Annotated in this window: 11 protein-coding genes; 2 read left to right on the top strand and 9 right to left on the bottom strand. The window is 38.3% G+C overall.

Going from position 1 to position 12622, the window contains the following annotated elements; translation table 11 throughout:
• The first annotated feature begins 146 nt into the window (after positions 1 to 146).
• Complete coding sequence (gene zwf / locus CO686_RS04065) at positions 147 to 1634, top strand: glucose-6-phosphate dehydrogenase (protein ID WP_096753546.1); 1488 nt, start codon at positions 147 to 149, stop codon at positions 1632 to 1634.
• Positions 1635 to 1678: 44 nt separating this feature from the next.
• Here zwf and ftsY read toward each other — a convergent pair whose 3' ends face one another.
• From ftsY to CO686_RS04050, 3 genes are read right to left on the bottom strand one after another with little or no spacing between them, the layout of a single operon-like run.
• Positions 1679 to 2989: a signal recognition particle-docking protein FtsY gene (ftsY, locus tag CO686_RS04060; RefSeq protein ID WP_000522275.1), complete on the bottom strand. Its 1311-nt coding sequence runs from the start codon at positions 2987 to 2989 to the stop codon at positions 1679 to 1681.
• 3 nt (positions 2990 to 2992) lie between these two features.
• Positions 2993 to 3811, bottom strand: coding sequence for a Cof-type HAD-IIB family hydrolase (locus tag CO686_RS04055; RefSeq protein ID WP_000763430.1), 819 nt, complete (start codon positions 3809 to 3811; stop codon positions 2993 to 2995).
• Positions 3811 to 4602 (bottom strand): Cof-type HAD-IIB family hydrolase, encoded by a 792-nt coding sequence (locus CO686_RS04050; protein WP_002880674.1) that lies wholly within the window; start codon positions 4600 to 4602, stop codon positions 3811 to 3813. Before CO686_RS04050 ends, CO686_RS04055 begins: the two co-directional genes overlap by 1 nt.
• Positions 4603 to 4807: 205 nt before the next feature.
• On the opposite strand from CO686_RS04050, the gene CO686_RS04045 reads away from it, so the two are divergent.
• Entirely contained in the window at positions 4808 to 5503 is a 696-nt protein-coding gene (locus CO686_RS04045; protein WP_000136035.1) for a VIT1/CCC1 transporter family protein, read from the top strand.
• 39 nt (positions 5504 to 5542) lie between these two features.
• Here CO686_RS04045 and CO686_RS04040 read toward each other — a convergent pair whose 3' ends face one another.
• From CO686_RS04040 to CO686_RS04015, 6 genes are all read right to left on the bottom strand, one after another.
• A complete protein-coding gene (locus CO686_RS04040) occupies positions 5543 to 7531 on the bottom strand; it encodes an FtsX-like permease family protein (RefSeq protein ID WP_096753545.1) in 1989 nt (662 codons plus the stop codon).
• 1 nt (position 7532) lies between these two features.
• Positions 7533 to 8291, bottom strand: a complete 759-nt coding sequence (locus CO686_RS04035) for an ABC transporter ATP-binding protein (protein ID WP_000173369.1) — start codon at positions 8289 to 8291, stop codon at positions 7533 to 7535.
• 382 nt (positions 8292 to 8673) lie between these two features.
• Entirely contained in the window at positions 8674 to 9795 is a 1122-nt protein-coding gene (locus CO686_RS04030; RefSeq protein WP_096753544.1) for an AAA family ATPase, read from the bottom strand.
• A gap of 3 nt (positions 9796 to 9798) precedes the next feature.
• Positions 9799 to 10521: a hypothetical protein gene (locus CO686_RS04025; protein WP_000434516.1), complete on the bottom strand. Its 723-nt coding sequence runs from the start codon at positions 10519 to 10521 to the stop codon at positions 9799 to 9801.
• 10 nt (positions 10522 to 10531) lie between these two features.
• Positions 10532 to 12220, bottom strand: coding sequence for an AI-2E family transporter (locus CO686_RS04020; protein WP_049500006.1), 1689 nt, complete (start codon positions 12218 to 12220; stop codon positions 10532 to 10534).
• Between the two features lie 113 nt (positions 12221 to 12333).
• Positions 12334 to 12606, bottom strand: a complete 273-nt coding sequence (locus CO686_RS04015; RefSeq protein ID WP_049500008.1) for a PspC domain-containing protein — start codon at positions 12604 to 12606, stop codon at positions 12334 to 12336.
• Positions 12607 to 12622 lie beyond the last annotated feature (16 nt).

Here is a 12622-nt window from a genome sequence, read left to right as displayed (position 1 = left end):
AAAACTGTAAGGTTCTCCTTACAGTTTTTTAATTGCGTATTGGATTTTTTGTTTTTTTTGAAAATTATGATAAAATAAAAACTATGATAATGAGGAAATCTCATCCCTAGTCCAACTAGGAAAAAATATAGAAATTAGGTAGCTAGATGTCATCAAAGGTTATTGTTACAATTTTCGGTGCGAGTGGAGATTTAGCCAAACGCAAACTCTACCCTTCCCTTTTCAGACTCTATAAATCAGGCAATCTCTCTGAGCATTTTGCTGTTATCGGAACAGCTCGTAGACCTTGGAGTAAGGAATATTTTGAATCTGTAGTTGTAGAGTCCATCCTTGATTTGGCAGATAGTACCGAGCAAGCCCAAGAATTTGCCAGCCACTTCTACTATCAAAGCCATGATGTGAATGATACTGAACATTACATTGCTTTGCGCCAATTACAAGCTGAGCTGAATGAAAAATACCAAGCTGAACACAATAAGCTCTTCTTCTTGTCTATGGCGCCTCAGTTCTTTGGAACCATTGCCAAGCACCTCAAATCTGAAAACATTGTTGATGGCAAAGGTTTTGAGCGCTTGATCGTTGAGAAACCATTTGGTACAGACTACGAAACAGCTAGCATACTCAATGAAGATCTCCTTGCGGCCTTTGATGAGGAGCAAATCTACCGTATCGACCATTACCTAGGTAAAGAGATGATTCAGAGTATCTTTGCTGTTCGTTTTGCCAACATGATCTTTGAGAATGTTTGGAATCGCGAACACATCGATAATGTTCAGATTACCTTTGCAGAGCGCTTGGGTGTTGAAGAACGCGGTGGCTACTATGATCAATCTGGTGCCCTTCGTGATATGGTGCAAAACCATACTCTTCAACTCCTCTCTCTTCTAGCCATGGATAAACCAGCTAGCTTTACAAAGGATGAGATTCGTGCTGAAAAGATAAAGGTCTTTAAAAACCTCTATCATCCAACTGAGGAAGAATTGAAAGAACAGTTTATTCGTGGTCAGTATCGCTCTGGTAAAATCGATGGCATGAAATACATTTCCTATCGTAGCGAGCCAAATGTCGATCCTGAATCTACAACAGAAACCTTTGCATCTGGTGCCTTCTTTGTAGACAGCGATCGTTTCCGTGGTGTTCCTTTCTTCTTCCGAACAGGGAAACGTCTGACTGAAAAAGGGACTCATGTCAATATCGTCTTTAAACAAATGGACTCTATCTTTGGAGAACCATTAGCGCCAAATATCTTGACCATCTATATCCAACCAACTGAAGGATTCTCTCTCAGCCTAAATGGGAAGCAAGTCGGTGAAGAATTTAACCTAGTTCCAAGCTCTCTGGATTACCGTACAGATGCTACTGCTACTGGAGCCTCACCAGACCCATACGAGAAATTAATCTACGATGTTTTGAACAACAACTCAACCAATTTTAGCCACTGGGATGAGGTAAGTGCTTCTTGGAAATTGATTGACCGTATCGAAGAGCTCTGGGCAGAAAACGGAGCTCCACTCTACGATTATAAAGCTGGAAGCATGGGGCCACAAGCTAGCTTTGAATTACTTGAGAAGTATGGAGCTAAATGGACCTGGCAACCAGATATCGCCTATCGTGAAGATGGCCGTTTAGAATAGCAAAAATATCCTGCAAGATTGACTTGCAGGATATTTATTTTGTATTAAATCAAGCCTTCTAAGAGACCCTTCATAAAGTTTTCTGAGTTAAATTCCCCTATATCATCGATTTTTTCACCAAAACCAATCAATTTCACTGGGATATTGAGTTCTTCACGGATAGCTAGTACAACACCACCTCGGGCAGTTCCGTCAATTTTTGTCAAAACAATTCCAGTCAATGGTGTTATCTTAGAAAATTCCTTAGCTTGTACTAAGGCATTCTGTCCAGTTGAAGCATCGAGTGCCAGGAAGGTTTCATGAGGTGCTTCAGGAACGACACGTTTGATAATGCGACCAATCTTTTCCAACTCGGCCATGAGGTTATCCTTGTTTTGCAGACGCCCTGCTGTATCAATCATAAGGATATCAATCCCTTCAGCTACAGCACGTTGCATCCCATCAAAGACCACGCTTGCTGGATCAGCCTTTTCAGCTCCCGTCACAACCGGAACATCCACACGTCGACCCCATTCAGCTAGCTGGGCCACAGCACCCGCACGGAAGGTATCTGCCGCAACCAACATGACTTTCTTGCCAGCTTGTTTGTAGCGATGAGCTAATTTCCCGATAGAAGTTGTTTTCCCAACACCATTGACTCCGACAAAGAGCATGACTGTCAAACCATCTTGGAAATGGATTTGTTCATCGTAGTTGCCATCCTTTTCGTAGAGCTCGACCAATTTCTCGATAATGACACGACGGAGCGCATCAGGCTTCTTAGCATTTTCGAGTTTGGCTTCATAACGTAGTTCTTCTGTTAGGTTCGAAGCGACTTGCACACCGACGTCGCTCAAGATGAGCAGTTCTTCCAATTCTTCGAAGAATTCTTCATCGACAGAACGGAAGTTGGCAAAGAAGGCATTCAAACGAGCTCCGAATCCCGTACGGGTTTTCTTTAGACTGCGGTCATATTTTTCCTGCACGGTTTCTTCAACCTGAGGAAGTTCTTCTTCTACGTCTTCATCCCCTAGCTCTTCTCCAGTTTCTAGAGATTCTTGGCTCTCTTCTTCGAAAAATTCTTCAAGCTCTTGGCCTTGCTCTGTCTCATTAGATTCTAACTCAACTTTTTCTTGAGCCATTTCCTCGACTGCTTCTGGTTCAATCACTTCTTCTGTCAAGACCTGAGGAAGTTCTTCTTGAGCAAGAGTTGCTTCCACTTTGTCACTTCCTGTCCCTTCCTGACTTGTTTCTTCGAGAGCCGTTTGATTTTCTTCAACCTCTTCTGACAAATCAATATTTTCCAGAGCTTCTTTTACAATATCTTCGATTTTCGGCTCTTCTTTTTTCCCGAATAAACGATCAAATAATCCCATATTCTAATTCTCCTTTAACACGTATTCTTCGATAGCCCAAGCAACGGCTTCCTCGTCGTTGGTCATTGGGGTAATCACATTGGCAACTGCCTTAACCGCAGGAACTGCATTTTGCATGGCAACTCCCAGACCTGCCCATTCAATCATGGAAAGGTCATTGGCCTCGTCCCCACAAGCCATGACTTGACTTTGATTGATTCCTAAGTGTTTAATTAATTTCGCTAAACCTGTTGCTTTATGAACATTCTTTGGTGACCACTCTAGCAACATTTCACGTGATTTAAAGATTTCATATTGGTCAAATAATTCTGGTGAAATCTTCTGAATGGCTGCATCCAAAGGTTCTTGGGCAAAGGCAGTCACACATTTATTATATGTCATCTGACTAGATAGATCTTCAAAAGCGACAGGTACGAAAGTCAGGGCTGGGTTGAACTTAGCATAGAGACTTTCTTGGTCCGACTGGATTTGATAGACTGTTCCTTCTGAAATGGCATCTAACGGTAATCCTAGTTTTTCAGTTTCCTCGTACAATCGTGCCACATCGTCGATTGAAAAGACGGTTTTATCGAGAATCTCTCCTGTATTTTTCTGTACCAGACCACCATTAAAGGTGATGGTGTACTCGTCCTCCAGACCATCAGTCCCTAGCTCATGGAGAAAGAAATCCATAGCCTTCAAAGGACGACCTGTTGTCAGAACGACCTTGATGCCACGATCACGCGCAGCTTTGAGGACCTCCTTGGTACGTTCTGTTAGCTTTTTATCCGTTGTCAGCAAGGTACCATCCAAGTCCAATGCAATCAATTTAATATCTGCCATTACAAGCCCTCCATATAAGTCATCACTGACTGGTCCTTATGGTGGCCAATCACTGTTTCTGCTAATTCTAAAATCTCTGGTCGCGCATTTTCAGGAGCGACTGGGTGTCCCACAACCTGCATCATGTGAAGGTCATTGAGATTGTCGCCAAAAGCCATGACCTGATCCATGGTTAGAACAAGTTTTTTTGCCAGCTCAACAATAGCCACACCCTTATCAACGTAGTCCAAGACAATATCGATGGATTCAAAACCTGTTGTCATGGCTTTTACACCAGGAACGTTTTTGTTGACCCAGGCCTCTCCAGCTTCTATCGTATCTTCTGTGAAGTTCGTAGTGAATTTAAAAATCTCATCCTTAATAGCTTCCAGACGCGTTACTTTTTGAATGTTTTCATTGTAGTGACGGCTAAACTTGAGATAGGTCTCATCGACTGTATCCAATACATAACAAGCTTTTTTCCCCGTCAGCAACATTTTTCTTTCATCAAAATAGGGTGATTTCTTTAAAGCTTCAAAAGTGCTCAAGTAAAAATCCCGAGACATAGTAGCCTCATACATATCCTCACCATGAAACTCAACATAGCTCCCATTTTCAGCTATAAAAATCACTTCATCACACACATCCGCAAACAACTTTTTCAGGGACAAGATACCGCGACCTGAAGCCACTGCAAAATAAATCCCCTTTTCCTTGTAGGAAACAAGTACGTTTTTAAGGCGTTCCATATCAAACCGACCCTCTCCATCTAGAAAGGTTCCATCCATATCGGTTGCTACAAGTTTAATCATAAAATCCTTCATACTCCAATTGATAAATCTATCTTCTATTATACCATAGATAAGTTTAAAAAGTTCCAGTACAGCAGGAAAGCACTACTTTTTCGGAGAAACTTCAAAGGGCCTAAAAATTAGAATTGTAAAACTTTTTTCAGATAGTTTAAAAAGTTTGTATTCCCCTACCCTTTTCTCTATAATGGAGAGAAAGGAGATGACTATGACAGAAATAAAACATGAAATTGATGCTAACTTTGCAGGACGACTCAATATCCTACGCGCAGGTGTTCTGGGCGCCAATGATGGAATTATTTCCATCGCTGGAGTCGTTATCGGCGTTGCCAGTGCGACAAGCAATATCTGGATTATCTTTTTATCAGGTTTAGCGGCTATCCTCGCTGGTGCTTTCTCTATGGCCGGTGGCGAATATGTCTCTGTATCCACTCAGAAAGACACGGAAGAAGCCGCTGTTGCTAGAGAACAGTTGCTCTTGGATAAGGATATCGAATCTGCAAAACAATCCCTCTATGCTGCCTACCTTCAAAACGGTGAGTGTGAAACGTCAGCCCAACTCTTGACCAACAAGGCCTTTTTAAAAAATCCACTCAAAGCCTTGGTCGAAGAAAAGTATGGAATCGAGTATGAAGAGTTTACCAACCCTTGGCATGCTGCTATCTCTAGCTTTATCGCCTTTGTACTGGGAAGTCTTCCTCCCATGCTGTCGATCATCGTCTTTCCAAGTGACTTTCGGATTCCAGCTACTGTTATTATCGTGGCCCTTTCCCTTCTTATTACGGGCTATACTAGTGCTAAATTAGGCAAGGCTCCTACGAAAACAGCTATGATCCGCAACCTCTGTATCGGACTTCTGACCATGGGCGTAACCTTCCTCTTGGGACAACTCTTTAGCATTTAAGATAAAAGAAATACCTCGATAAACATCGAGGTATCTTTTTTACATTTGCACAATCTTACGATAGCTTCTTGAGGTAATCATAAAGATTAAGACATAGACAATGAGGAATATAGCACAGATGGACAGAGTGACTGTCAACATCATGGTCGCATCTAGCACACCAATGACTTTTAGGATGAGGCTAAGCATATGATAGGCAAATGCAAGGTGTAGGAAGGCAAATAGCAAAGGAAGGAAGAATACAGTTAGCACCTGTTTGTTGATAGTTTGCTTGATTTGCTTTTGATCGAGACCGACTTTTTGCAAAATGATAAAGCGTTCACGATCTTCATAGCCTTCAGAGATTTGTTTGTAGTAGATAACAAGAACTGTTCCCACCATAAAGATGATAGAGAGAAAGATACCGATGAAGAAAACTCCACCAAAGAGAGCACTCATCTGCGCACTACTATCAGCCAGATTGCTTCCGTAAACATAGCTTCCTTCTTTGTTTATTTCTCTATTAAAGTTGTTAACGAATTTTGAATAGTTATCTGCAATTTTAAGTTGCTCGTCCTCATTAGCTGTTACATTCATTCCCCCATAGTATTGATTAAAGATGGAAGAGTTAGGATGCTGTTCAAGAAAGGCTTGTAAGTCAGGAACAACCAAATAGTTATAGTCCGAAGTTAGAATATTGTACTGATTTGGGACATGTTCAAGAATAAAATCTTTTTTGATTTCTTCTTTGATCGTGTAGGTCTGGTTATTCAGAGTCAGTTCTTTCTGCCCTTGAAGTTCCTTGTTTTGAGCAAACAATCCAACTTCCTTACCTGAAAGTCCAAGTTTCTGTCCTGTCATATTCTCATAGTCTTTTTGGTCAAAGACCATAAAAATAGTTTTCGGTTGAACACGATTTTGACCTTTCTCAAAGATTGTCAATTTCGTACCTTCTTGATTTGCCACACCAAAGTTACTGTATGTAAGAACTTCTTTCTTTGTGACAGTCAATCCTTTATCGCTAGCATACTGGTCTAGGAGTTTATTTATGTCTTCTTTTTCAACATTCTGCCCTGTAATTCCAAAATCATGTGGATTCATGACTTTCTTGAAAGTTTCAGAGCCTTTAAAGATACTCGTTGCAGCAGACATAGTCACCAAGACCATGGTTGAGAGAATAGCAATCGTCGCTAGACCAACAGCATTTTTCTTCATACGAAAAATGAGATTGGATACGGAAATCATGTTGTTAGGTTGGTAATAGTAACGCTTGTTTTTCTTCAAGATTTGTAGGAAAACTGTGATTCCTGCATTGAAGAGAAGATAAGTTCCCAAAATTACCAACAAGACTGCTACAAAGAAAATCAGAACAGCAGAAAGTGGATTTTCAACTGTTACTGCTAGGTAGTAGCCAGCTCCCATACTAATCAAACCTAGTATAGTTTGAAGACCTAAGAAACGTCCTTTTTTCTCACCACTGGCTTTTTCACGAGAGAGTTGAAGGGCATTCATGCGTGCGATGCGAAAGGCATTGATAAAAATTAGACCTAGGAAGATAGCTCCAAAGACGATGAGAACTAGGATGAAGACAATTGGTTGGAAAGTCGAAACGAGCTCCACTTTCATTTTCATCAGCTTCAGAAGAAGGGCAAAGATTAGCTTATCAAAGAGAGCTCCTAGACCGAGACCAGCTGTCAAGGTTAAGGAACCAAAAATAAGAAGCTCCTTAAAAACCATACTGATCAAATGGCGCTTTTCAAGCCCCAGCATACCATATACACCCAGCTCCTTGGAGCGGTTCTTCATGACAAAACTATTGGCATAAAGTACAATAATTCCAGAAGCGATGGTAACAACTACCATACCGAGAGCAAGGGTCATAGAGATAGTTTCTCCCCCTCGAATCTTACCAATGTTAGGATTAAGTGACAGTGAGTAAAAGAGATAGGTGATGGTCACAGCTAAGAGAACTGCTAAAGCAAAGGGATAGTAGAGTTTGCGGTTTTTGATTAAGTTCGAAACCGCTAACTTATTGGTCAATCGAAACATACTAATTCACCTCACTTGCCATGACAGTCAAGGTATCAGAGATTTCCTGGAACATCTGACGTTCTGTCTTGTCTCCACGGTAGATTTGATTGTAAAGAATTCCGTCCTTGATAAAGAGAACGCGCTTGGCCCTGCTGGCTGCTGCCGTTGAGTGAGTTACCATGAGAATGGTTTGGCCACGTTCATTGATTTCATCAAAAACATCCAGAAGAGCTGCAGATGACTTGGAGTCAAGAGCTCCTGTTGGCTCATCCGCAAGAAGAATTTCAGGTTCAGTGATGATGGCGCGTGCTACTGCTACCCGCTGTTTTTGACCACCAGAGATCTCGTAAGGGTACTTCTCTTGCAATTGGTTGATGCCCAAATTTTCAGCAGTCACTACCAATTTCTTCATCATCTCTGTGATAGGTTTTCGTGATAACACTAACGGAAGCAATATATTGTCCTTAACAGACAAGGTATCTAGCAAGTTAAAATCTTGGAAGACAAATCCCAACTTCTCACGACGGAAACTCGAAGCTTGTGAATTTTTAATAGTGGCTGTGTCGGTTCCGTTGAGGTAAACCTGCCCGCGAGTTGGTTTATCCAGCATAGCTAGGATGTTGAGCAGGGTTGATTTTCCAGAACCAGACTCACCCATGATGGCAACGTAGTCACCCTTCTCTACGGTAAAGTGAATATCCTTAAGGGCTTCTACTTGGTTGCCTTGGAAACGTGTTTTATAGATTTTTTGAACGTGTTTTACATCTAAAAGTGTCATGATTTTCTCCTTCTTAATATCCCATCAATTGAAACTGTGCTTGCATCATAGCGCATCCCAGTTGAACACGCTCGATATCTTTTTGACTTGGTTTTCTTGTTTTCTTATGTAAGATTCTTTTCATGGTTTTGCTCCTTTGTTCTTTATGAGTCTAGTTTATCTCAAAAAAAGAGGTCTTGCCATAACCTAACCTTACAAAAGAGACTTTAATCTTACATTTTTGTAAGATTAAAAAAAACAAGCAATTTCGCTATCAATATTTTACCATAAAAGAAAGGCAAGAAGAAAACCCTTGCGGATGCAAGGGTTAAAATTCACTATTCAGTCTGAATCAATCAGTAAGAAATGTAGCTACAATTTGATGATGTATTCTTTCAATTAATTATATTTCTATATAAGCAGAACAGTTTTCTTCTAAAGAAAAGTCTTCTTTTATCAACAAGGTTAAATCTTTTGAAGTCAAATTTTCACTTTGATCAATTCGAACTGCTTGATTCATTATTAAATCTTCATAAAGATTTCGAACAAAACGACCGTTAGAAAAATTGGTAAGATTACTTTCTAACTTATCATTAAAATAATTTAATAATATTTCTTTCAACTTATCGTCTATCTGGTAGTCATCTTTTCTTGCTATAGTTTCAAGAATATCTAACAATTCTGTAGAAGAATAATTTTCAAAATTAATAAAATAATTAAAGCGAGACTTCAGACCAGGATTCGATTCAAAAAAATGATTCATTGGATCAGTATATCCTGCAACAATAACAATTAGATCATCTCTTGAATACTCTAGAGCCTTTGTCAATTCTGTTAAACATTCTCGTCCATATGAATCCGTATTGTCATTTTCTGTAATACTATAAGCTTCATCTATGAATAAAACGCCACCTTTTGCTTTTTCAATGACACTTTTTACTTTTAAAGCAGTTTGACCTTGATAACCAGCGATTAAATCTGTTCTGGAGACTTCGGTAAAATGCCCCTTTGAAAGAAGGCCTAATTGATAATACATCCGACCTACAATTCTGGCCACTGTCGTCTTTCCAGTACCAGGATTCCCCATAAACGCCATATGTAAAGTTCTCTTTGGTACTTTTAGCCCAGACTCTTTTCTTTTGGACTGAACCTTTTGATATATAACTAACCTCGAAACTTCCTCTTTAACTTTTTGTAAACCAACTAATTGATTTAATTCCTTCATCAATTCATCCAAAGAAGAGTTGTTACGTTTTCCTAACTCCTTCCCTAGTATTTCAAAAAGATAAGAGTAACCTAAATAACAAGCTAAATTATCAGATAATTCTTTTAGCGTTTGACTTATCTTGCTTATTTTATTCTCTTTTTGAAATAAATATATAGATTTATATAAATCTGCTACTTTATTTGTGTCTGAATGATCAATTATAATCTCATTCACTTTTGTGAGAAAAGTCGACTCATTACCCAGTTGTCGATCCAATTTTTTGGCGCTCTCAATTAGTTTATCACGGGATATAGTCATAATCTACCTCAAAAACATAAAAAGTAAAGCAATAATTAACATTCCAATAGATACTCCAGATATGATAAAAACTGTAAGTAGTCGATTGGAAATAAGTTGAATTTGTTCTTTACTTTCTTTCAACTCTCTTCTGAGTTCTTCAATCTCAGCAGTGTGAGAGACTGGTTCCAAAGGAAGCTGACTAACAGCGCCCTCTAAGTTGACAATTCTATCATCTAGTGTAGAAAGTCGTTCCTCATGTTCGACGATAGAATTTTTACTTTTTTCTTCGTTAAATTTCTCTTTAAACTGCTTAAGAGCTTCTAATGTTAATTTTTGTTTCTCTATGGTTTTATCAATACGAGCCTGCTCTTTCAGAATTTTTTTGTTGTTATGTTCAATGGCAGCTACAGAAGAAAGAATAGCTTGAATATAATCTTTATCCAGCGCTTCTAAAGCTTTATAAACTTGACCAAATTCTTCAATAAGTGTTTGTTGATTATCATAAAATTTTGAAATGTAATTTTGAGTTTGTTCAACTAACGTATTAAACTCGTTTCCTGTCACTCCATGTTCAGCAAACTCAAAACCGAAGAAATCATCGTGAGTTCTAACTTTATCAAAATACAGTTCATCTTGACTTTGTTCAGCAAACTCTTTCAGATGCTCTTTCGCTTCATCGAAATCATGTTTGCTAATGTTTATTTCAAATTTTTCCTGTTCTTGCTCAACTACTTCTTGTTCCATATTTATCTCCTTAATCTAGTAAATCTTGTAATAATGCATCAATCTCATCAAAGTCACTTTTTTCGTCTCTTGTAGATTCTTCAAAAATATCTGATAGCTTTTCTTTCATTATTGAAGCAGCCATATCGTGTCTTTCCTTAATAGTATTGATAACAGAATCTTGTTCTACTTGAAGCTTTATGCTCTTTACATCTAGTAATTGATCTTTGATTACTAACATTTCATTATTTTGATCAATTTTCTTAGAACTTAATTCAGTAATCTGTTTATTGACAATTTGCTGATCAATCATTTTTAATACAAAAGCGCCAATAATTCCAGATAAGGTCGCTCCCATAAAAGTTCCAATAACACTGCCGATTGTTCCTAAAAGTGGTATAGAAACAGCTAGGACTGGAAAACTAGCTGTGAGAGAAGCTCCTAAAGTTTCTCCTAGTACAATTGCCCCAGTAGCCGATAAACCAGCAACAACAATTTTACCGATTTCTAGCATCATTATCTGAACACTTTTTTCTTTGTTATCTGGATTGTTTAGATAATCAATTGCTTCTTTTAATGACTTCCAACCTTGGTGAATAAATGTCCAAGCTTTAAGAAAAGTGTTAATTACAGGTCCAACTATCGCAGAAGCTATCATCGTAACCACTGATTTCCCAACGTTTAATAAGTGGTTTGATAAGTTGTTTACAAATGAAATGATGGCCTCTTTTATCTTTTCAATAAAAGTTGATAAGTTTCTCTCTGTCTCTTTAAGCCAAGAGATAAATTTTGAAATTAACTCTCGCAAAAATTCTGATAGTAACTGTAAAAGAGCTGCTTTAAAAGCTTTTCCTGAAACTTTTAAAGCCTCGTCACGTCGTGATTTTTTACCAGATTTTATAGCTCGCTTCTCAGCTTCATCTCTTACTCTATCGTATTCCTCGCGTGCCTCTTTATCTTTCTCAATTAACTGTTTCTCTTCTTTTGAACTAATATTATGGACTTCTCTAGCGTATTGCCCTTTAGAATTTGGATTATCAAATAATTCAGTTGTAGATTGATCACCCTTCGCTTGATTAACTTCACTCCTAATTTCGTTAAGGTTAACTTTACTATTTGCAAAAGCAATCTGCTCTTCCTTTGTCAAAAAAGCATTTGCCTTTGGATCACGTATAATCTCTCCTGCAGAAACTGTATGATCCATCTGAGTTCCTTTTTCTTTTGAACCTGTTGGTCGTCCTGCGTCAAATGGTTTTCTCGCATCTTTGGTTAAAGTATTTACAATTTTTCCTGAACGAGTTGAGTGTGTTTTAATATTTCCTAAGTCATCTTTAACAAAATTATTTTGCCAAGTATCGTATCTTTCTTGATAATCGACATCTCTATTATGAGTTGCTAGTTTTCCTTTTTCAAAATTTTCAGCAGTTTGTATATGTGCGTCTTTTCGTAAATCTAGAGTTTGACCGTTGTTATCTTTAATAAACTCTTCACCTATTTGGGCAGCAAGTTGAAGTTGTACTTGTTCCCAAACTATATTTTCAATAGATTCTTGAAGGTATTCATTATTTTGTAATTTTTCTCTATCTATATCAACTTGCTCTATGTGTTCAACAACATCCTTAAGGTTATTTTCTAAAGAATTTTCTATTTCAAGTAACTGTTCATAGTCAAAGTCAATTTCAGAACTTTGTAATTCAAACGTTTTATTTTCGTTAGCCATATTAATCTCTCTAAATTATTGTATTCACTGATTTATTATACCATTTCAGGATTTGATTTGACAAGTTTAAAAAAACTTCGTCCTCTTGGACGAAGTTCATGCTTCAACTATTATCACCAAAACCATCCATCATTGTCTTCAATGGCTTGGGCTTCCTTGCGTTTGCGTGGTCCTGTTCCATACATTTCTGCTTCGATTTCTTCCTTAGTTGGCAGGATAGAGGCTAGGATGATGTAGATAATCACGCCAATCCCAAAATTTGATATGGTAAAAATAGCAAAGAGAAAGCGAACTAGAGTCACATCAAAATTCCACTTGTCTGATAGACCAGCTAAAACTCCCGATACCATACTATTTCGTTTCATTTTATAAAATTTATTATTCATGATTTGTTCCTCTTTC

Origin of the sequence: Streptococcus oralis, assembly GCF_002386345.1 — a bacterium.
GTDB classification, from domain to species: Bacteria; Bacillota; Bacilli; order Lactobacillales; family Streptococcaceae; genus Streptococcus; species Streptococcus oralis_S.
This window is presented reverse-complemented; position numbering and strand designations above follow the sequence as displayed.